18 protein-coding genes are annotated in these 22,566 nt (G+C 42.3%); 15 read left to right on the top strand and 3 right to left on the bottom strand.

All coding sequences use genetic code 11. From position 1 onward, the window contains the following. Positions 1 to 12: 12 nt before the first annotated feature. A complete protein-coding gene (locus UCH003_RS06620) occupies positions 13 to 519 on the top strand; it encodes an META domain-containing protein (protein ID WP_060825897.1) in 507 nt (168 codons plus the stop codon). 12 nt (positions 520 to 531) lie between these two features. Here UCH003_RS06620 and UCH003_RS06615 read toward each other — a convergent pair whose 3' ends face one another. After that, positions 532 to 1,125, bottom strand: coding sequence for a hypothetical protein (locus UCH003_RS06615; RefSeq protein WP_039674507.1), 594 nt, complete (start codon positions 1,123 to 1,125; stop codon positions 532 to 534). 115 nt (positions 1,126 to 1,240) lie between these two features. Here UCH003_RS06615 and UCH003_RS06610 point away from each other — a divergent pair, with 115 nt between their 5' ends. The 10 genes from UCH003_RS06610 to UCH003_RS06565 all read left to right on the top strand — a co-directional run bounded on the left by UCH003_RS06610 (position 1,241) and on the right by UCH003_RS06565 (position 12,032). Next, positions 1,241 to 1,681, top strand: a complete 441-nt coding sequence (locus tag UCH003_RS06610) for a hypothetical protein (protein WP_144440986.1) — start codon at positions 1,241 to 1,243, stop codon at positions 1,679 to 1,681. Positions 1,682 to 1,790: 109 nt separating this feature from the next. Further along, positions 1,791 to 2,777, top strand: coding sequence for an amidohydrolase family protein (locus tag UCH003_RS06605; RefSeq protein ID WP_060825895.1), 987 nt, complete (start codon positions 1,791 to 1,793; stop codon positions 2,775 to 2,777). Positions 2,778 to 2,983: 206 nt separating this feature from the next. After that, a complete protein-coding gene (locus UCH003_RS06600) occupies positions 2,984 to 3,580 on the top strand; it encodes a CDP-alcohol phosphatidyltransferase family protein (protein ID WP_060826954.1) in 597 nt (198 codons plus the stop codon). Then, complete coding sequence (locus tag UCH003_RS06595) at positions 3,577 to 4,509, top strand: phosphatidate cytidylyltransferase (RefSeq protein WP_144440985.1); 933 nt, start codon at positions 3,577 to 3,579, stop codon at positions 4,507 to 4,509. Before UCH003_RS06600 ends, UCH003_RS06595 begins: the two co-directional genes overlap by 4 nt. A 9-nt stretch (positions 4,510 to 4,518) precedes the next feature. Next, the gene (locus UCH003_RS06590; protein WP_041961804.1) at positions 4,519 to 5,157 is read left to right on the top strand and encodes a lysophospholipid acyltransferase family protein; all 639 of its coding nucleotides are present in this window, start codon (positions 4,519 to 4,521) and stop codon (positions 5,155 to 5,157) included. Between the two features lie 22 nt (positions 5,158 to 5,179). Further along, on the top strand, positions 5,180 to 6,898 hold the full coding sequence (locus UCH003_RS06585) for a bifunctional alpha/beta hydrolase/class I SAM-dependent methyltransferase (protein WP_060825894.1): 1,719 nt from the start codon (positions 5,180 to 5,182) through the stop codon (positions 6,896 to 6,898). A gap of 2 nt (positions 6,899 to 6,900) precedes the next feature. Beyond that, on the top strand, positions 6,901 to 8,226 hold the full coding sequence (locus UCH003_RS06580; protein WP_060825893.1) for a dual specificity protein phosphatase family protein: 1,326 nt from the start codon (positions 6,901 to 6,903) through the stop codon (positions 8,224 to 8,226). Positions 8,227 to 8,326: 100 nt separating this feature from the next. Continuing rightward, positions 8,327 to 8,635, top strand: coding sequence for an ArsR/SmtB family transcription factor (locus UCH003_RS06575; protein WP_060825892.1), 309 nt, complete (start codon positions 8,327 to 8,329; stop codon positions 8,633 to 8,635). A 2-nt stretch (positions 8,636 to 8,637) separates the two neighbouring features. Continuing rightward, positions 8,638 to 10,773: a bifunctional acyl-ACP--phospholipid O-acyltransferase/long-chain-fatty-acid--ACP ligase gene (gene aas, locus UCH003_RS06570; protein ID WP_060825891.1), complete on the top strand. Its 2,136-nt coding sequence runs from the start codon at positions 8,638 to 8,640 to the stop codon at positions 10,771 to 10,773. After that, the gene (locus tag UCH003_RS06565; RefSeq protein ID WP_060825890.1) at positions 10,770 to 12,032 is read left to right on the top strand and encodes an MFS transporter; all 1,263 of its coding nucleotides are present in this window, start codon (positions 10,770 to 10,772) and stop codon (positions 12,030 to 12,032) included. Before aas ends, UCH003_RS06565 begins: the two co-directional genes overlap by 4 nt. A gap of 1,000 nt (positions 12,033 to 13,032) precedes the next feature. On the opposite strand, the gene UCH003_RS06555 is transcribed toward UCH003_RS06565, so the two are convergent. Further along, a protein-coding gene (locus tag UCH003_RS06555) for an IS3 family transposase (RefSeq protein ID WP_144440965.1) occupies positions 13,033 to 14,219 on the bottom strand; the annotation gives its coding sequence in 2 pieces (ribosomal slippage) (positions 13,033 to 13,928 and positions 13,928 to 14,219; 1,188 coding nt in all). A 220-nt stretch (positions 14,220 to 14,439) separates the two neighbouring features. Between UCH003_RS06555 and UCH003_RS06545 the strand changes: the two genes are divergently transcribed. Continuing rightward, complete coding sequence (locus UCH003_RS06545) at positions 14,440 to 15,141, top strand: hypothetical protein (RefSeq protein WP_060825888.1); 702 nt, start codon at positions 14,440 to 14,442, stop codon at positions 15,139 to 15,141. Positions 15,142 to 15,631: 490 nt separating this feature from the next. Next, on the top strand, positions 15,632 to 17,116 hold the full coding sequence (locus UCH003_RS06540) for an inorganic phosphate transporter (protein ID WP_060825887.1): 1,485 nt from the start codon (positions 15,632 to 15,634) through the stop codon (positions 17,114 to 17,116). Positions 17,117 to 17,180: 64 nt separating this feature from the next. On the opposite strand, the gene UCH003_RS06535 is transcribed toward UCH003_RS06540, so the two are convergent. Beyond that, positions 17,181 to 17,462 carry an HU family DNA-binding protein gene (locus UCH003_RS06535; RefSeq protein ID WP_039674522.1) on the bottom strand — a complete coding sequence of 94 codons (282 nt, stop codon included), beginning with the start codon at positions 17,460 to 17,462 and terminating at the stop codon, positions 17,181 to 17,183. 166 nt (positions 17,463 to 17,628) lie between these two features. On the opposite strand from UCH003_RS06535, the gene UCH003_RS06530 reads away from it, so the two are divergent. Continuing rightward, positions 17,629 to 20,262: a flagellin gene (locus UCH003_RS06530; protein WP_060825886.1), complete on the top strand. Its 2,634-nt coding sequence runs from the start codon at positions 17,629 to 17,631 to the stop codon at positions 20,260 to 20,262. A gap of 193 nt (positions 20,263 to 20,455) precedes the next feature. Continuing rightward, on the top strand, positions 20,456 to 22,549 hold the full coding sequence (locus tag UCH003_RS06525; RefSeq protein ID WP_432416383.1) for a DNA translocase FtsK 4TM domain-containing protein: 2,094 nt from the start codon (positions 20,456 to 20,458) through the stop codon (positions 22,547 to 22,549). The last annotated feature ends 17 nt before the right edge of the window (positions 22,550 to 22,566 follow it).

Genomic DNA, 22,566 nt, shown 5'->3' with positions numbered 1-22,566 from the left:
AAGGAGAAGTTGATGTACCGATGTTATCGTCTTGCGGCTTTAGGTATCGGCGTATGTATGATGTGCGGTTGTACGCCTTCTTCGCCCGAGCTCGCGCCTGTCGCACAGTATGAAGAAACCAAACCAACCGAAGCCGCAAACATAGACGTCAAAGACGAGACGGAATTATTGCCGACGCGTATTCAAGAAGTGCATTGGAAGCTGATCGGCGTTGAAGGCAAAGCCGTGATCGCCTTAACGGGCGAACGTGAAGCCTATTTGATTTTAAAATTGGAAAATCGACGCTTACAGGGTTTTGGCGGATGCAATATTCTTTTAGGTACGTATACGCTTGATGAAACCTCTCAGCGCGTCGGCTTTGAAAAGGTGGCTTCCACGATGATGGCGTGCCCCAGACTTCAAGACGAACGCGACTTTTTAAACGCTTTATCCAAAGCTCAAACGTATAAGATCGAAGATGGCGTATTGTTGCTTCAAAAAGAGGGCAAAACATTACTGAGTTTTGAAGCGGTACTTTAAAAAAAGACCGCTTTATTTATCGATTTTTTTATACGTCGTTTTCACGCCCAAAAGGTTGAGTTCGATCGTCTTATCGCCGGTGATGTAAAACGGTATGCGCATTTTCGTATTAAGGTCGACGACTTCGACGTATTGGGATTCTATCGTATACTCGATCGGCGTCGTTACACCGTTGGCCAAGAGTTGGTCTTTCCGAAACTCAATTTCTCCGGTCGGTGCGAAAATATTGGTTTTTTTGATCGGCTGCCATTTTCCAAGAAGCGGATTGGGCGTTTCGTGGAGCATAAATGCGATAAAAGCGGCTAAAAGAACGCTTCCGGATAAAGCTATGAGGATTTTGGGATGGTGTTTCGGGTTCCAATCGCGTTCTTTCATACACGCATACATTTTTTTTAAAGTCGATTCACGCGACGTCGGTGTCGTTTTGGGAGAAGGGCTTTCTTCTTGAATCGCCAAATCTTCTTTTTCGAGGTGCTCAAAAAAAGCGTCTTCCTCTTCTTGGGTAAATCGATGATTTTTTGAAGGTTTTTGAAACGCTTCTTGATTGATAAAATTTAAAGTATCGTCTTCTTTGACTTTAAAAAGATTGATCAATTTTGAAAACATAGTCGAAATCTTCCTTTGAGAGTAATGCTTTCAGAAATTATAACACGCAGAAGCTTTTAACCTTACATGTAAGAATGTTATAATGCGTCGATAACTCATTTTTAAAAGGTAACGGATGCACCCAGAGAGTCGAAAACCTCGCATGTCAAACGCTAAAACAGTCTCTCGTAAAGCAAAAACACCCTCTCGTGCACGAACAGCGTCGAAAGTTCCCGCCAAAAAACTTTCTTTGCCGGTATTTCAGATTTTTTCGGGTATTGTCATCGTGCTTTTTCTGGCATTGGGCGTTACATTTTATTGGGATGAAACGCATCGCAATCCTTTAATCGGCACGTGGAGAGCCGAAACAAAACTGGGCATTTTAGAGATTCAGTTTGATCGTAAAAGTATGCTTTTTTTCGGTACAAAAACACCGGTAAGTTACGATATTCAAGCAGATAAAGTGATCGTTTTCGATGATGATATTAAAGTAGGCAATGCCTATAAAATCATCGATCAAAAGACCATTTCCACAGAAGCCGGCGGGTATAAAACGGTTTATAAACGAGTTCAATAATCTTAGATTTCATCATACAAACACATCGATATGTCGGTTCATTTTTCAGAATACTTTCAGCAAAGAGGTATTAATATTCCAATATGTTTAAGATATTAGGAATATAGAAATGAAAACCATCGACACACATGTTCACCTACTCAGCAGTGAAGTCTCTTTCAACCGCTTTTACGACAAAGTTGCTTTACGCTTTTTTGCTAAACGCTTCGGCATCGACGCCAAAGCACTTACAAAAGAGCCGTACAAAGCCTACACCGATGCTCTCATGAATTCGGTGAAAACCTCAGAACACATCGAGAAAATCGTGCTTTTTGGCGTCGATGCAAAGGTCGATGATGAGGGCAATGTTCTTCATAAAGACAAAACCGTCTGTGCAAGCAATGAAGATGTGGCGACGTTGTACGCACACTATCCTGATCTGATTATCCCATTTTTCTCCATCAATCCTAAACGACCTGATGCGTTGGAATTGATCGAAAAGTACCACGCTTTAGGTTTTAAAGGGGCAAAGTTCTTGCAAAATTATTGGGGTGTGGATACGCGTGAAGCGCGGTATCGTCCTTATTTTGAAAAACTTGCGGCGCTTGATTTGCCGTTGATCATTCATGTGGGAAGCGAGAGCAGCGTGCATTCGTATAAAACCTGCGAGAGCATCGAGATGGTGCGTCAACCTTTAGAGGTCGGTGTCAAGGTCATTTGCGCGCATATGGCACTTTCTTACGAGCCCCGCCACATTTTTAAAGCACTCTCGTCCAACCCTAAACGCTTTAACGATGACTATTTCACTCTGCTTGAGATGCTCAAAACGCACGACAACCTCTACGCCGATGTCTCAGCCTTGCTAACGCCCGTGCGCGCTAAAGCGTTGCGCCATCTTAGCACACAAAGCGACATACACCATAAACTACTCTTTGGAAGCGACTACCCCGTACCGTTTACAACGATGCTGAACAGTTACGATATAACACTTTTAAAACGCCTTTGCATCGCTCAGGAAAAAAATGTCTTTGATCGTTACGTTAAAGCGATGATGGTCTATTTCCCTGCAAATCATCCTATTTATTCGAATTATCGGAAGATTTTACATGTAGCGTAATTTTTTGACGAGCAGTTGATACAAAAAAATATTATGGAGGTAAAAAGTGTGAAATTTAGGCTAAAATTTTCGTAATATAAAATGGTTTATAACCTTGACATGTAAAAAATTAAGATCGCAAAAGAGAGAATGGTAGATCAATACTTTGACATGTAAGGATATGGATCTGCTTTTTGATACTAAACTGTAGGAATATAACAATGAAGATGCCAACGATTTATGATTTAAAACCTGCTTTTCAAAGCGTGCTTCGCCCTATTGTGCGAATTCTTGCAAACAAGGGTATGACTGCCAATCAAATTACTTTAGCCGCTTTAGGTCTTAGCGTTGTTTGGGGTGGGCTGATTGCTCTGACGAAAGGGGCTTTGTGGACCTTATGGATGCTTCCTATAGTTTTGTTTGTTCGGATGGCGCTGAATGCGATTGATGGGATGTTAGCCAAAGAGCATGATATGAAAAGCGATCTCGGTGCGATGCTTAATGAAATGGGCGATGTGCTCAGCGATACGGCACTTTACTTGCCTTTTGCCATGATAGAAGGTGTTTTACCTTTGTGGGTGACGCTTTTTGTGATTGCCTCTATTTTGACGGAAACGGCAGGTATCTTGGGAGCAGTCATTGGAAAAACGCGGCGGTATGATGGCCCAATGGGCAAGAGTGATAGAGCCTTTGTGATAGGAAGTACGGCGTTGGTGTTGGGACTTGGCGTGACGTCTCACATTTGGGTCAACGGCGTGTTCATGATCGCTACGATTTTAGCGTCGTGGACCATGCTTAGACGTTGTCAAAAAGGGTTAGCATGATGGATTCTATAGCGATGCTTTTTAGCGGTAAAAGTGGGATAGTCATCGGTGTTATTCTAGGGTTGCTTTTACTGGCAACGCTCATTGTTCGGGTATTCTTTCGTACTTCAACCGAGCTTAAAGATCGCGTTCAATCGTGGTGGATTATCGTGCTCGCTTTTGTGGTTGGAGCAATGTTGCATACGACTGTGGCGATGTTCTTTTTTGCGTTGATTAGCTATTTGGCATTGAAAGAGTATTTCACGCTGATTCCAACGCGCAGAACGGATAGGCGAATTATCTTTTACGCGTATCTTTCTATAGTTATTCAGTATTGGTTTGCTGGTATTCAGTGGTATGGTATGTTTATCATTTGGATACCCGTGTATCTTTTTTTACTTTTGCCTTTTCGTCAAGTGCTTATAGGCGATACAAAAGGTTTTTTGGAGCATACAAGTCGCGTACAATGGGGATTGATGATGTTTGTGTTTGGTTTAAGCCATATCGCTTATATGATGACCTTACCTACACTCAACGGTCATGATGTCGGGGGAAAAGAGCTTGTGCTCTACGTGGTTCTTTTAACCGAGCTGAATGACATTTTGCAGTATCTTTGGGGTAAAACGCTTGGAAAGCATAAAATCATCCCAAAAGTGAGTCCCAATAAAACGGTTGAAGGGTTTTTAGGGGCATTTTTCACACTCAGCCTTTTAGGGGTTGCTTTCTCTTTTTTAACACCTTTTACGTGGATACAGGCACTTTTTGCAGGTATGCTTATCAGCAGTGCCGGCTTTATCGGTGACGTGGTCATTTCGATGGTGAAACGAGACATCGGCGTCAAAGATTCGGGCAATCTTTTACCGGGGCATGGCGGCATACTTGATCGCATCGATAGTTTAACGTACACCGCACCGCTATTTTTTCACTATACGTATTATTTGTACTATTAAGGATAGCGTATGTTTAAATGGCTTTTTTTTGGGTTTATCGTGCGTCCACTTGTGTTGTTTATTTTTGGCGTACATGTAAGAGGCAGAGAAAATCTCCCGCTTGATATACCGTGCATCATTGTTGCAAATCATAACAGCCATATCGATACGCTTGTTCTGATGAGTCTTTTTCCGATGCGACGTATTAGAGCTTTACGGCCCGTTGCTGCGGCAGATTATTTTATGAAAAATCGGTGGATTAAGTGGTTTTCAACGCATGTTATCGGCATTATAGCTTTGAGTCGCACGGTGGCTAAAACGCATTCCCATCCCCTAGAAGCGGTACGAAAAGCTTTAGAAGAGGGGCAGAGCGTGATTATATTTCCTGAAGGAAGTCGCGGAGAAGCAGGGCAGATGGAAAAGTTTAAATCCGGCATCGGACATTTGGCGAAAATGGCTCCTTTCGTGCCTATTATTCCCATCTATATCCATGGTGCCGGAAAAGTTTTACCCAAAGGCGAAGCTCTTTTAGTTCCTTTTATTATAGATATTTTTATCGATAAACCACTGTTTATTGAAGACGATACGACACACGCTTTAACGGAGCGTTTGGAGAGTCGTATTAAAGCATTGGAAGATGTGAATCAAAACAATTTAACCCAAGTATAAAAAAGTCTTAAAAGGATAAAGTATGAAGACCGGAACATTTAGAAGTTTTGATAAAGCGGAACTGTTTTTCAGGGAATGGGAACCGACCCAAGAAGCCAACGGCAAAGTTGTTTTACTGCTTCATCGCGGGCATGAACACTCTGAAAGACTGGATAGTATAGCGCGCTCTTCCATATTTGCGGGCTACAAAATTTTTTCATACGACAATCGCGGGCATGGTTACACCAAAGAAGGTGCAACGTATGAGTTTATGAATCTCGTACGTGATTTGGATGCGTTTGTACGATTTGTGTGTGAAAAAGAGCACATCACGCAAGAAGCTATTTTTGTAGTTGCAAACTCTGTTGCAGGTGTTGTTGCTTCGACGTGGGTGCATGATTTTGCTCCTAAAATTGCGGGGATGGCATTGGTTGCACCTGCTTTTAAAATCAAACTTTACGTTCCTTTGGCAAAACCTGCTTTGGCGTTGATGCTTCATTTTAAAGAGGGTCTTAATATCACGTCTTATGTCAAAGCGAAGTTTCTCACGCACAATGCTGAAGAGCAAAAGCGTTACAACACAGACCCGCTTATCACGCCGAATATTCCGGCAAAGCAGTTGGTAACGCTTCTAGATACCGCGCAAAGAGTCGTAGAGGATGCATCTTTGATAGTGACACCCACACTGGTTCTCTCCGCTACGGCAGATTACGTGGTGGAGAGCTCGGTTCAAAAGATTTTTTACGACAAGCTTTCATCGCCGTTGAAACGCTTTGTAGCATTAGAAGGATTTTACCATGGGGTTTTGTATGAGCAAAATGCTCAAATAGCCCTTGATGCCATTGGAGCTTTTATGCGTGAAGCGTTTGCCGCACCGAAAGTTTCGTTAAAAGAGCATTTAATTAAGATAACGCAGCTCGAAAAAGACACCATCGCCAAAGGAGAAATACCGTTTTTACAAAATTGCTCTTTTGCCTTTCAGCGGTTTATGTTGCATCGTTTTGGCAGGGTAAGCGAAGGGATGAGCATAGGGCTTCGTTATGGGTTTGATTCGGGTGTGACACTGGATTATATTTATAAAAACACGCCAAACGGTCAAGGGGCATTGGGGAAAATAATTGATAAAAATTATCTCAATAGTATTGGCTGGAAAGGGATACGTCAACGAAAAGTCAATGCCATTGCCACCATTCGTGAAAAAATAGAGCACTTACGTGCGCAAGGCGAAAAAGTACGGATTTTAGATATTGCAGGAGGTCCGGCTCGCTATTTGATCGAGTTGGCACGAGAGTATCCGGATATTGAAGTTTTGGTGCGGGATTATCAGGAGCAAAACATTGAGCAAGGAAGAGCGTTAGCGAAAGAGTTTTCCTTGAAAAATATAAGCTATGAACAAGCAGATGCTTTTGATAAACAAACGTATGAGAACCGTTCTTATCAACCCAATATTGTCATTATCTCCGGCGTGTTTGAGTTGTTTGAAGATAATGCACTCATTCAAAACGCTATTGACGGCGTAACTTCCATGATGCCAAAAGGTTCTTTTTTGGTTTACACAGGTCAGCCATGGCACCCACAACTTGAGCAAATTGCTTATGTTTTAGGTAATCATCAACAAAAGCAGTGGATTATGCGTCGCAGAAGCCAATACGAACTTGATACCCTTTTTGCACAGAGCGGATTTGTGAAAAATTCTATGAAAATCGATGATTGGGGTATCTTTACCGTTTCGGTTGCCACCTTGACATGTAAAGATGCCTAAGCATGTATGCGTTTGATGCAAAACTAGAGGCTTGCGCAACACTTAAAGAGCGTTTTGTGTGGACGCTCTTTATGGGTGCGCTCTTTTTTATCCTTTACGGCGCAGCCAATCAGTACGCGCATATGACGGCTCCTCATTCCTCTTTTTATGGAGAATGGGAGCGTCAAATCCCCTTTGTTTCATCGTTTATTATTCCTTATATGTCCTCGGACGTGATGTTTTGTATTGCCTTTTTACTCCCGCAAACCAGGCTTGAACTGCGTACTCTCTCTTTGCGGGTTCTGTTTATCGTAGTATCTTCTGTTCTTATTTTTGTATTTTTCCCGTTGCAATGTGCCTTTACGAAGCCTCAAACAGATTCATACCGTTTTTTATTCAACCTTTTGCTGGCAGATTTACCCTACAACCAACTTCCTTCCTTACATATTAGCTTTGCCGTTGTATTGTGGGCTTCGATGCGAGAGCATTTCGTTAACCGTTTGGTAAAGTATGGTGTGGCTCTTTGGCTTTGGCTCATTGCCTTATCAACGCTTTTTGTTTATCAGCACCATTTTATCGACTTACCTACGGGTTTTTTAATGGGCTTGTGCGCTATTGGGTTGATTCCTTCTCAAAAAAGCAATCCACTCTTAAACCGTTTTATGACGCCGCGAAGTTTAAAAGTAGGGCTTTATTATCTCAGTGGAGCTTTGGTCTTTTTAGTAGGAGCCTTTTATGCGCACTCATTGTTTTTACTTTGGATTTTTGTTTCCTTGCTTTTGGTGAGCCTTGCCTATGCATTTGGTTTTAATGAGCTGATTGCGGGCAAAAACGTACAGGCATCGTGGTGGCAATGGGCTCTTTTTGCGCCTTATTTTATAGGTACTTATTTGTCGTGGCGATGGTACAAACGAACATTGCCTCTTTTTGCACAGGTACAAGAGCGCGTTTATGTCGGGCGTCATCCCGATACGAAAGAGTACGCACGCTTAAAAGAAGTAGGGGTTCAGCATATCGTCAATTTAGCGCTAGAGCATCAATGCCGTCAAAGTGTTGTCTCGCAAACGAGGTTTGCTTTTTTGGATTTGACCATTCCCTCTACCGAGGTGCTTCATGAAGTTGTTTTACTCATTGAAAAGTACAAAGAAGAGGGGGTTTACGTACATTGTGCCTTAGGACTTTCGCGTAGTATTCTAGCAATTGGTGCATGGCTTATGTATCAAGGTTACTCATTAGAGCAGATACACGAACGTTTACGCCAAATCCGACCGGCATATGTCGCTTCAAAATATATGCACGTGAGTCTAAGCCTTTATGCAACGTACTTGGAAGAGCAGAAGAGGGGTTGAGTTTGCTTTACATGTAAAGCCCAATCCCACCATTTTCTAAGAAAACTTTCAGACAAAAAAGATTATTATGTCTATAAACTTAAACATTTAGGAATATAAGATGCAAACACAATATGCTAAAGATTTACCGCTTGAATGGAAACCGATGTCTGCCATTTTTATGGCTTTAGGTGACGCGCACCGCCAAAGAATTCTTTTACTCTTTGAAGATGGAGAGCGTCTCAATGCAGGGCAAATTGCTGAAGTCTCTCCTTTGGCGCGCACCACTGTTTCGCACCACCTCAAAATCCTCCATCAAGCCGAAGTGCTTTTAAGTGAGAAGATCGGCAAAGAGGTTTGGTTTTGGGTCAATAAGCCGCTTTTGGAAGCAACCTTTAACAACGTTTTAGATTATCTACACGGGAAATAAATATGATCAAAACAATTTTACGTATAATTTTACGTATTTTATTTAAAATACGCGTTCATGGGCATTTTACAGCCAATAAAAATGAGCCGATGCTCATCATCGCCAACCACCAATCGTTTTTAGATGGGTTGATTTTGGGCGCGATGTTGCCCGTTTCGCCCGTGTTTATCATCAATACGCAAATCGCCAACAATCCTTTTATACGATTTTTTCTTATGCTCGTCGATCATCTTACCGTCGATCCGTCCAATCCGATGGCGATTAAGGCGATTATTCGCTTAGTGGAGAGCGGACGTCCCGTGGTCATTTTTCCCGAAGGGCGCATTACGACGACAGGCAGTTTGATGAAGATTTACGAAGGTAGTGCCTTCGTGGCGGTCAAAACCAATGCAACCGTTGTTCCGATCATCATTCAAGGGGCGACATTTAGTAAGCTTTCGCGCATGCCAAAGACATACCCACACAGACTATTTCCACAGATTTTGCTTCGTTATTGCACGCCAACCAAACTGACTGTTCCACACGAGGGAACATCGCATGAAAGACGTCTGCTCTCCGGTGAAGCGATGCGACGTTTGATGCAAGAGTGCTCGTTTGACGCACGTCCTGCCAATGATCTTTTCGGCACTTTTTTGGATGCCATTGAAACGTACGGCAAAAACAAAGCGATTGTTGAAGACATCAAACAAGTCGAATACACCTACGCGCAGCTTCTTAAAATGGCACTAGGTTTGGGACGACTCCTAAGCCCTATTACTCAAAAAGACGAAGCGGTGGGCGTTTTGATGCCGACAGCGGTTGCTTCGTTGGCACTTGTTTTGGGTCTTTCAGGTATAAAACGAATACCTGCAATGCTCAATTTCACAGCAGGCGTGGACGGTTTGCAAAGTGCGTGTGACGCGGCAAAAATCAAAACGATTGTCACCTCGCAAGCCTTTGTGGAACAAGCGAAACTCGCTCCGAAATTAGAAGCCTTAAAAGGTGTGAGCATTGTCTACCTCGAAGAGCTCAAAGCATCCATGCGCTTGGTTGATAAACTATGGCTGATGCTCTATGTGATTCATTTTCCACGCCTAGTTACAAGCTCTCAAGATGAAAAAGAGACAGCAGTCATTTTATTTACCTCAGGCAGTGAAGGCAAACCTAAAGGCGTGGTGCTCTCACATGAAGCATTACTTGCCAATATCGCTCAGATCAGCTCCATCGTTGATTTTTCCACGGAAGATAAAATGCTCAATGCCCTGCCGATTTTCCACTCGTTTGGTCTTACAGCAGGCTCACTGCTTCCGATCTTTCGAGGTATGCACCTGTTTATGTACCCTTCGCCACTGCATTACCGTGTCATTCCTGAGATCGCGTATGATCGCTCTTGCACGATTTTGTTAGGGACGAGCACGTTTTTGCACAACTACGCACGCCATGCGCATCCGTACGATTTTTACCGTGTGCGCTACGTCATCGCTGGGGCAGAAAAGCTCGCTGAAAACGTGCGCGAGCTTTGGTTTGAGAAGTTTGGTTTGCGCATCTTTGAAGGGTACGGTGCAACCGAAACAGCCCCTGTCATCGCGGTCAATACACCGATGGCGTATAAAAAAGGAACAGTCGGACAGATCTTACCGGGCATCGAGTATAAACTCATTCCTGTGCCTGGCATAGAGGAGGGCGGCATTTTACATGTAAAAGGTGCGAATGTCATGAGTGGCTATTTGCGCGCTGAAAATCCGGGCGTTTTGGAAAAGCCGACGTCCGAAGCAGGCGAGGGGTGGTACAACACGGGTGACATCGTGAGCATCGATGAGGCTGGGTTTGTGCAGATCAAAGGGCGTGTCAAACGCTTTGCCAAGATCGCCGGAGAGATGATTTCTCTAGAATCGGTCGAAAAACTAGCGACATTAACATCGAACGGTTTTTTACATGCCAGCTCATCCATTCCCGATGTCGCAAGAGGCGAAGCGATCGTACTCTTTACAACCGATAAAAACCTAAGTCGTGAAGCCTTGCAAAAAAACGCTCAAAGCAACGGTTTCCCTGAAATTGCCGTGCCTCGCAAAATCGTGCATGTGGAAGCATTGCCACTTTTGGGCACAGGCAAGACCGATTATGTCACCTTAAAATCCATGGCAAGCGAGATCGCATGAGTGCTTTTTACCTTTTAAAGACCAAACGGTTTGCGCCGTTATTTTCGGTACAGTTTTTAGGTGCGTTTAACGACAACATTTTGAAAAACACGCTTGCCATTTTGGTGACGTTTCATGCGAGCGCTTGGACGAGTTTGCCCTTAGGTATTTTAGCGCCGCTTATCGGGGCAATTTTCATTTTGCCTTTTTTCATCTTTTCAGGACTGGCTGGAGCACTGGCGGACAAATACGACAAAGCCACTTTAACACGCCTTGTAAAACTTTTGGAATTGGGGTTGATGAGCATTGCCACGCTTGGTTTTTACATGCATTGGTTTAGTTTGCTGTTGGTCGTGGTTTTTGGCATGGGGTTGCACTCAACGCTTTTTGGACCCATCAAATATGCCATCATCCCCCAACATATGGGTGAAAACGAGCTGGTTATGGCAAACGCGTTGGTTGAGTCGGGGACGTTTGGGGCTATTTTACTGGGCACTCTTGGCGGAGGGTTGATCGCAACGTCTGTGTCTGGTGGCATTATCGCGGGTGTCATGGGTATGGCAATCGCACTGATGGGCTACATGTGCAGTCGCTACATTCCTACAGCACCTTCCTTGAATGCGCAGATGAGTCTTTCGTACAACATCTTCTCTCAAACGGCGAAAACACTGAAACTGGCGTATGCCAATAAGACCGTGTTTCTCGCCATCATCGCCATCTCATGGTTTTGGCTTTACGGCGCACTCTTACTTTCGCAATTTCCCGCGTTTGTCAAAATCGTTTTAGAAGGCGACGAGACGACGGTAACGCTTTTGCTCAGCCTCTTTACCGTCGGCATCGGCGTGGGCTCATTCTTATGTGAAAAACTCAGCCACCATGCGATTCGTCCTTCGTTAATCATATTGGGTGCTTTGGGCATGGCATTTTTTGGAATCGACTTTGCGCTCACCTCTTCAAGCTTTGTGCCTGTCGAAGTCCTTTTTTCAAGCAGCACTTTTTGGCATATCTTGATCGATCTAACGCTTATCGCTCTTTTTGGCGGACTCTTTAGTGTCCCTCTTTACGCCATCATGCAAAGCCAAAGCGATCCCGCTTTTCGCTCACGCATCATCGCCGCCAATAACATCTTAAACGCCCTTTTTATGGTTCTTGGTGCGGTACTTACGATGGTTTTGCTCGATGCTTCATGGCAAATCCCCGAAGTCTTTTTGAGCGCAGCCATTGGCACAGGACTCATCGCAACATGGATCGCTTGGGTGCTGTATAAACGACTTGATTAGGCTTTACATGTAAAGAGTGTGAACCATTTTCATATTTGTGTAGAACCAACCAATTTTTAAAACAAACGCTCGGATTGCCCGGTTCGAGCGTTTTTATCAAGCACTCTTTTTGGGTTATAACATTTAAGGTTATAATGACTAAAATATGATCTTATAAGACAATCAGATGTATTTGTGTCACTCAAAAGTAGGGGGTTACGTGAGCTGTATAAATCTTTGAATGGTAAAAGACGCATTGGGCAAACGTTCTTAACCTAACCATCTTTACTTCTCAAAACTATACTCTTCATACTATTCCTCTTTATGCAAATTCATTTAAGCTATTACATATTTATGACTAATGCCTTTTACATGTAAAGATGTCCATGGGACATGCACGTTTACACAACTGCCTTCAAAATCAAAGGTAACATGGTAAGGAATTAAGATGTTTCAGAATCTTATTTATGGTGTTTCACCTTATATTACTTCACGACTACACTTAGATAGTCAGTCCCCTTATGCTGCATATAGCACTCAATCTAAAATCAAAAATACAAATATGCAAAAAAAGCATTTTACTTTCAATGCTTGCCAAGACCCTCCTTTATAATTTTATTTTTCGTGATATGAACTGTGACGTGTTTTATTTAAAATGTGTATTTTTAGTAAAATGCAATCTTTACATATAAAGATACAAATAACACACATAGAGACAAAAAGTGGGGCAGAGAAAATGGTGGCTTAAGCCAAGCAACGATAAGAAAAAAGATAAACGTTAAAGTTTACATGTAAGCTTTCAAAATAAAAACAACCAAAACTAAAGAAGGGAAAAACAATGGCATTTGTGAATGAATATATCAGCGATGAGAACATCGAGAAGTTTCAGATTAATGAGTTGATGAATAGTTATCGGGTTGATAAATGGCATAGAGGACCAAAACCATTTCCAAAGAAGTATTACACACATTTATGGACAATTGATCTGTCAACAGTTTATGATACACAGAAAAGAAAATGTCTAAGCACTGATGTTGTTTTGTAACAAGTATCTATTTTCAAAATCTACCGGAGATAAATAGCCATTACTTGAGTGTAACCTCTGTCTATTGTAAAACACTTCAATATATTCAAATATTGCTTGATTGGCTTGGCTCCTTGTTTCAAATTTCATGTGATGTGTCAGTTCGGTTTTTAGCGAGTGAAAAAAACTCTCAGCAACAGCATTATCGTAACAGTTTCCCTTAGCACTCATACTCTGAACGATGCCATATTCCTTAAGTAAGGCTTTGTGAGCATCAGAAGCATATTGACTGCCGCGATCGGTATGCCAGATAACACCATGAGGAGGATTACGCTTTTTAAGTGCCATAAATAAAGCATCATTGACAAGCATGGAACTCATATGTGTATCCATAGACCACCCGATGACTCTTCTCGAATATAAATCAATTACAACCGCTAAATACAGCCACCCTTCTTGTGTCGGAATATAGGTGATATCGCCCACATACATTTGATCGGGCGTTGATGTATAAAAGTCTTGTTGTATTCGATTAGGGGCAATGGCATACGTATGATTGGAATTGGTGGTAAGCACTCTAAAACGACGTTTATTGCGACAACTGAGTCCTAATTTTTTCATAATCCTTGCAATTCGTCTACGAGAAACGATCAAGCCATAGAGTTGCTCAAGTCTTTTTTTTAGACGACGCGTGCCATAGGTTTGATAGGTTCCAAGAAAAATATCCTTGATCATCGTATTTAAAAAAGTATCTTCTTGTTTTTCAATACGAAGCCATCGATAATAACAGTTCCTTGATACCTCTAATATATGACACATTGATGCAACATTGAATTCGTTGCAATGCTCTTTGATCCAGGCGTACTTCAATGAGCTTCGTTTGCGAAGAACGCCGCTGCCTTTTTTAAGATATCTCTTTCCATCTTTAAACGGGCATTCTCTTTACGCAAGCGCTTGTTCTCTTCTTCCACGCTCTCTTTGGCATGATGGTTGATTGAAGAACGTACAATCATTGGAGATTCCAAATGATGCTTCTGACGATATTGACGTAACCATGCATATAAAGTCTTCTCACTCATCCCCAACTCTTTGGCAATTACCATCGCAGATTTCTCACTGTTTAATGCCAACTGTATCGCTGAATCTTTAAATTCTTGGGTATATCTTTGTACTCTCCCTGACATACGTTTATCCTCTTTATGATTTACAGAAATTCTATCATCTCTGTGTATCATTTAGTGTAGCCAGATCACGTTTGAAGGTTCTGAACAAACACGAACCGATCTTGAAAAAGCTGTCGTTGGCGTAGGTGCTGGTTATCTTGCGGATATTGGGGCATCTGCTATTCTTGAAGTATCCCTAGGGCTACTAATTGGTTTTGAGGCTGCTGCAGCTTCTCCTGTTTTGATTGTTGGCGCTGGAGCGGCTGCTATTATTGCTGGACTCTACGGAGAAGATATCTACAATATGTATACTAAGGCACAAAATTCATTTTTCAAATGGTTGACAGATAGTAATGTATCCTTCGACACTTCCCTAGACCGCTTCCTCTTCTTAGAAGGTGCAGATATAAACGAAGAAGAATTGAACAATCTTATCAATGCCTATAATAAAGACAACCCAGACGGTCACCAAACCGACTACAACCCATTCACCCCACGTATGCAAGACCCACTGGTCATCGACGCTGATAAAGATGGCTTAATCTCCACCGTCTCCTTGGCTGAGTCAGAAGTTTACTTTGACATCACAGGTAATGGTGTTAAAACAAAAACCTCATGGGTCAAAGGCAATGATGCCATTTTAGTCTATGATGAAAATGAAGATGGAAAAATTGATAATATTAACGAAGCATTTGGCAATGCTACCACCAGTGGTTTCGATGAACTACGAAACACTATAGACTCCAACTATGACAATAAAATAGATCGTAAAGACATCCTCTTTAACCGTTTACAACTCTGGCATGACTATGACCAAGATGGTGCAGTCGATAAAGGTGAGCTAAAAACACTCAAAGAAGAAGGTATAACCTCCATAGACTTAAACTCTGTTCAAACCAACATAATTATGCGACGTTCAAAACGTTTAAACTCTCTTTCATAGACTTAAACTCTGTTCAAACCAACATAAACCTAGAAGGTGCCACCCTTACTGAAGCATCTCACCAACAAAAGGGGTCGGGTCTAAACTTTTAACTTCTTAGATACATAAACATTTTACAACTTCAAAACCTTTACATGTAAGAATATTTGAGAGGGAATAGAACATGCATCCTTTTACATGTAACGATTTACATTTCAATAGACGCATTTACTTTAGAAGCTCAAAAGCGGATTTTATTCACACGATCAGAAATTTTTTAGACCCCAAGCATACGCTATTTATCCATGCAAATATTTTACGATAAATCTTACGTCAGCACGTAAAGCGATTGAATGATCGACCATCTTTTCTACGTCTTTCGTGTCACACAAACGAGCACGTGTAAAACAACGACAATGTCTTTGCAAGGAAAATAAAAGAAGCGTTTTAAAGCAAAATCAGGGGATTGGTTTGGTAAAGTAATCGAATTGAAATATTTATAGGATACGAGATGTCTGTACTTTGGGATGCGTTGAACGGTGTCGGTGCGATTACGATCGCTTTATTGATTCTATCGCTTGGAATTGCGCTTTTTTACGAGATGATTAACGGTTTTCACGATACCGCGAATGCCGTAGCCATGATTATTTATACCCATTCGATGAAAGCAAAATACTCCGTCGTGATGTCGGGAATGATGAATTTTCTAGGCGTTATCACGGGTGGCATCGGCGTTGCGTATTCGATCGTGCATCTCTTGCCCGTCGATATTATGGTAACATCTAATCCCAATGCTTCACTGGCAATGGTCTATTCGCTCTTAATTGCGGCAGTCATTTGGAATTTCGGTACATGGTACTTCGCACTTCCCGTTTCCAGTTCACATTCGCTGATCGGTGCCATTATCGGCGTGAGTGCTACGTTTGGCATTATGAACGGCTTTGATATTTCGCACAGCGTCAACTGGAAAGTCGTTTACACCGTTTTGATCGGCTTAGCGGTTTCACCGATTTTAGGCTTTGGATTTGCTTACCTTTTAATGCGCCTATCTCGAAAATACATTAATAATCCACGCCTTTTTCGAACACCCGAACAAGAAGAAAAACGTAAACATCCAAGCTTTTGGGCTCGAACGGGTATCGTTGCCACAGGGGCAGGTGTAAGTTTTGCGCACGGCTCGAACGACGGGCAAAAAGGCATCGGTCTTATTATGATCATTTTAATCGGTATTTTACCGCAATATTATGCCCTCAATATGGACTCGCATCACTACAAAATCATTCAAACCCGAGACGCCGCTAATAACCTTGCGCGCTTCTACCAAGACAATCAAGACTCCCTTGCACAACTCGTCAGCGAAAAAAGGCTTATCAGTGCGTTAAAAACCAAAAATACCATTGCCGAATGCAACGTCAATCAAGTCGGCGAGACCGTCTCTTTAGTCGCGTCTAAGCTTGATCATTTGCATTCGTATTCCGAACTTTCGATCGAAGATCGATGGAGCGTTCGTACGGCTATTTTATGCTCCGATAACTTTTTTGCGCAAGCAGAGAAGATCTATCTGCTCAGTGATAAAGATAAGTCCGATTATATCGCGGCTCAACGCAAACACATCGTCTCGGCTATCGAATACGCTCCTTATTGGGTTATTATCGCCGTGGCGTTGGCAATCGGCGTCGGTACGATGATCGGCTATCAACGTATCGTTTTGACCATCGGCGAAAAAATCGGTTCAAAACCGATCAATTATATGCAAGGAACGGTGTCCCAAGCTACGGCGATGTTAACGATTTTACTCGCAAACTTCGCACATGCTCCCGTCAGTACGACACACATTTTATCAAGTGCCGTGACCGGCTCGATGGTAGCAGAACCCGACGGCGGCGTTCAGAAAAATACGATCAAAGTGATTGTGCTTTCGTGGGTTTTTACTTTACCCGTAACGGCGTTACTCGGATCGGTCATTTATATGGGATTAAACTTTTTGATGAAGTGATAAATTTTGAAGAAGGAAAAATCGTACGATACAAGATCGTACGATTTTGATCGAATATAAAGTATTATTTTGCGGAAGCGACGGAGTCTTTCAATTTTTTACCGACTTTAAATTTAACGGCGGTTGTTTTAGCAACATCGACGACTCTGTTTGTACCGGGAACTCTTGCTTTTCTAGCCGCTCTTGTTGCCGTACTAAACGTACCGAATCCGATAAAGCTAACTTCTTTACCGGCGACAAGCGCTTCGCTAATCGCTTCTAATGCTGCATCAACAGCTTTTTGACTATCTTTCTTTGAAAGACCCGCTTTCTCAGAGACCGCTTGGATAAATTCCGCTTTTTTCATTGCCCATTCCTTAAAATAAAGTGTTTGTGCGAGGATTGTACAATTTTTTTTAAAAAAAGACAATAATTTTTCTTAAAAAGTTAAAGAATATACCCAAAGAGACGATATTTTGCTCAAGGAATCAAATTTGCTTATGTTAAGAAAGATAATTTATTAAGGATAATTTATGAGGATAACGAATTCTTTATTACATTCCACGTCGTTGCGCAATTATCGCACTAATAGTGAGAGCTTGTATAATATTAACCAACAAATCGCCTCTAAATTGAAAATTCAAAACAGCTACGAAGATACCGGTATTTATATCGATGCGATGCGTTTAAATACTGAGATAGACACGTTAACGCAATCAAGTGCTATTTCCTCAAAAGCCGCAACTTTTGCTAACAATACGGATACGACTCTGACGTCGTTTTCCAGTACATTGGATCAGTTTAAGGCAAAATTGGTTCAAGCTTCCACGAGTACGAATTCAACGACAAGTCTCGAAGCATTGGCAAACGATCTAACCGGAATTAAACAACAACTTTTAAGTCTTGCCAACACCTCTATTAACGGTCAATTTTTGTTTTCAGGCTCTTCTTTGAACCAAAAACCTATCGATGCGTACGGCAACTACCAAGGTAACGATGAAAATTTAAAAGCATTAATCGGTTCGGGCGTCGAATTAGATTATAATATTAACGGACAATCGCTTTTCTTAGGAAAAGACAGCGATTACAGCAAAATCGTATCAAGCAACGTAGCATTGCTCAACCAATCCAAATTGCATCCGGACGTGATGACACAAAACAGTCAAAACGAAACGGCAAGCGAAGTGTACATTACGCAAGACGACACGATACGCGATCTTGTAGGCGATACGAATAATAATGCTTCCGATGACGGAAAAGCCGTTTTTTATCTCTCCGGTCGTAAAAGTAACGGTACTACTTTTTCAAACACCATTAAAATGGATACGGGTTCTAAAGTATCGAATCTTCTTGATAGCATCGGCGAAGCATACGGCAATACGGCAACCAATAAAGTCGTCAGCGTGAGTCTTAACGCACACGGGCAAATTGAAGTAAAAGATTTAATGACCGGTCATCAAACGCTCGAAATGAATATGTTCGGGGCAATCGATCGAAACGCAACCGCCGGACAAACGGGTGATGCCGAGCAAATTATGAATATTGATAATTTAACCTTGCATCCGAACGTCGACATTATCGCTTTTAACAAAAGCAATTACGCAACGTCGCTTTCTTCTCCCGATCTGACGATGCGATCAAGCGTGCTTAGCGGCGGCAATTTCGGTATCAGCTTCCCGCAAAGCGGTGTCGATACCTCTACGATCAGCACGACGACGGCATTAAAAGATATTTTCCCTGCCGATGTCGATCATCTCGATTTCGGAGCAACCTCCTTTTCAATTGCCGGTAAAACGGTACAAGACTTAATGAGTGCCATCGATACGGAATATTACGGAGGCGTACCTACGGCAACGCTCGGCTCGGGAATGATAAAAGTACCAACGAACGTCGTTTCGATCGTTCCAAAAAATGCATCCAACGGATTGGCTCACGGAAATGCGCTTCCCGATGCAATGAATTATGCACGCAGAGGCTTTGAAAAAGACGGTAACCTTCTTTCGGGTAATGTTTCTCAAGTCGTCAAATCAACCAATAACTTTGCAACCGCTTCAACCAAACTCGTAGACGTTGCAGGTGTCGATAGCTTAAACGGTAAACAACTGGTCTTGAATTTTACGGACAAAAACGGTATCAGCCGTACGGGAACACTCAATTTAGACTCGTCTGATACGACATTTTCGATTGACTTAGACGGTGACGGGATCATCAATAGCAGCGAACCAAACGAAATTATCTCCATTTATAACGGTAAAGGAGATTTGAGCAATACAAAAACCAAAGCCGATGACATGACGTATCAACAACTTTTGGATATTGTAAGTATGGTTACATCGGGCAATATTCCTAAGCAAGGCGTAACGAGCGATGCGCAAACGGCCATTAACAATGCCATTGCGTTCGGCGTAGCCGGTGATACGACCAACCGCGATGCACAAGCCGCAATTGCCAAAAGCGGTGTTTCGCTTGAAACACAAGCGTATATTCAAAAAGCGATTGATGCCGGAATCGTTAAAGCCGATCCTACTTCTTCAGCCGCTCAAATCGCTCAAGCGACGATCGATTACGATAATGCTATTGCCAATGCCAATACCGCCGAATACAATTATGCTTTATCAACGGCTAAAAACAGCGTTGAGGCGACTTTGGATTACAAAGGAAGAATAAATATCGTCGATAAAAAATCTTCAGAGACCAAAATCGCATTATCCATGTACGATAAAAGCTCGACGGATTTTACGGGCATCGGAAGTACGGCACTCTCTTTTATGGCAAACGATTCCGTAACCGTAGAGAGCCCAAGCGTAGATATTTTTAAACAATTAGATGAAATGATTGAAGCCGTAAGATCCGGCAATCTTTATATGGATGCTTCTTCGGACGATCCTCGCGCGATGGGAATTCAAAATGCATTGCTTCAAATCGACCATATCGCAGATCACGTCAACAAAGCACACACGAAAATCGGTGCGCTCGGGAATGCACTGACCGATGCGAATGCCCGTAGCGAAATGTTGACGGTCAATGTCAAAACGGTTCAAAATAGCGTGATTAGCGTCGATACGGCAGAAGCCTATTTGGAATATCAGGCGATTTATACCTCCTACCAAGCTATGTTATCGACACTTTCACAAATTAATAAGCTGTCTCTTTTAGATTACATGTAATAATTTGTTATAATAAACGTCTTGTAATATCATGCTTACAAGACGTTAGAGCACCAATACTTAAGAGTGCTTAAATTCTACGAGAGACGCTTACGAGCCTAGAAAGCTTGAATCGCTTGAGGGGATTACGATTACATGTAAAGGATATACTATCTTAAAAGAGACTTTTTTTATTATTTTTATTGCGATTGTTTTGTATTTGGGCGTCGCGACCGTTTTACCGGACGCCTCCGTCGTCGGAAGGTTCGGTGCTTATTTGGGGCACGGAAATCAACATTTTTTCGGTTATCTAGCGTTTATCTACCCTTTTATGCTCATCTTACCGGCATTTACGCTTTACAAAGAAGGAAAAGTAACGGAACGAAGCGTCGGCATTTTTGTCGCTTCCGCTATTCTTTTTTTCGCTTTTTTAATGGCTCAGTCGATTATCGTTCATAACGAATACAACGGTTTATTCGGTCGTTCTATCGTTGATTTATTGATCGGATTTATCGGTATTATGGGTGTTTGGATTTTTATCTTAGCCGTTTTTATGCTCGCCATGACGCTTTTAGTCGAATCCAGTATCAGCGATTTTTTTGCCTTGATCAAACCTACATTTACAAAAACAAGCGTTAAAGAGTATAAAGCAGAACCCGCTGAAGAGCCCAAACGCGAAGAGAAAAAAGTCAAATCCGTGCGAAAACAAGAAGCGTTAATCCCCACCGATGAAGAGACGGAAGAAAATCCTACGATTCTTCAACCGCTTTTCCCCGAGGAGGGCGAACCGAAAAAAAGTTTGGTTAAACTCAAAAGTTCCAACGCAAAAGTCGAGATTTTGAGCGAAGTCGAAGAAAACAAAAAATTGCTTTCGCAAATCGATCAAGGCGAAGTCGACAAACCCAAAGATTTTAAGCTGCCGCCGCTTTCGTTTTTAGCCAATCCTCCGACCAAAGCGGTTCATGTCAATGAAAACGAAATTGATCAAAAAATCCAAGACTTACTCGAAAAACTCAGACGCTTTAAAATTGAAGGCGATGTCGTTCGTACCTATTCGGGTCCGGTGGTAACGACATTTGAATTCAAACCTGCACCGCATGTCAAAGTTTCGCGTATTTTAACGCTTCAAGACGACCTTGCGATGGCACTTCGCGCTAAAACGATTCGTATTCAAGCACCCGTTCCCGGTAAAGACGTCGTGGGTATCGAAGTTCCGAACCAAAAAATCGAAACGATTTACCTCAAAGAGATTTTAGAAAGCGATATTTTCAAAAAATCGGCTTCGCCTTTAACGATTGCCTTAGGTAAAGACATCGTTGGAAATGCCTTTGTGACCGATCTTAAAAAATTACCGCATCTTTTGATCGCCGGAACGACCGGAAGCGGTAAAAGCGTGGGAATTAATGCGATGCTATTATCGCTTTTATACCGCAATTCACCCGATACCTTGCGCTTTTTGATGATCGACCCTAAGATGCTCGAATTTTCAATTTATAACGACATTCCGCATTTGTTAACGCCGGTCATTACCAAACCGAAACAAGCCATCGTTGCTCTTGCCAATATGGTCTCCGAAATGGAGCGACGCTATCAGATCATGAGCCGTTCCAAAACGAAAAATATCGAAAACTACAACGAAAAAGCCAAAAGTTTAGGGCTAGAGCCGATGCCTTACATTGTCATTATTATCGACGAGCTGGCAGACTTGATGATGACGAGCGGTAAAGACGTCGAATTTTACATCGCACGTTTGGCGCAAATGGCACGAGCCAGCGGTATTCATATCGTCGTGGCGACACAGCGTCCGTCCGTGGACGTCGTAACGGGTCTGATTAAGGCAAACTTACCTTCGCGTATTAGTTTTAAAGTCGGGCAAAAAATCGACTCAAAAGTCATTTTAGACGCTATGGGAGCCGATTCGCTTCTTGGAAACGGCGACATGCTTTTCACCCCTCCGGGCACATCCGGACTCATTCGTTTGCATGCCCCCTATACCACCGAAGACGAGATCGATAAAGTGGTCGAATACCTCAAGAAACAGCGTCCCGTCGTCTATGACGAAAGCTTTTTAAAAGAGAGTGAAGAGGGTTTTTCTTCTGCTTCCGGATCCAAAGACAGCGGTGAGCTTGACGAACTTTTTGAAGATGCCAAAGCCATTGTCCTTAATGAAAGAAAGAGCTCGATTTCTTATATTCAAAGACGATTAAATATTGGCTATAATAGAGCCGCGACGATCGTCGAGCAACTGGAGGCGATGGGAATTTTATCGTCTCAAAATGCCAAAGGTCAACGCGAAATTATCGTCTAATCAACTTTAAAGGAGTC

It is taken from the genome of Sulfurospirillum cavolei (assembly GCF_001548055.1).
Lineage (GTDB): Bacteria > Campylobacterota > Campylobacteria > Campylobacterales > Sulfurospirillaceae > Sulfurospirillum.
Note: the sequence above shows the minus strand (reverse complement) of the source record. Positions and strands in the feature narration are given on the sequence as shown.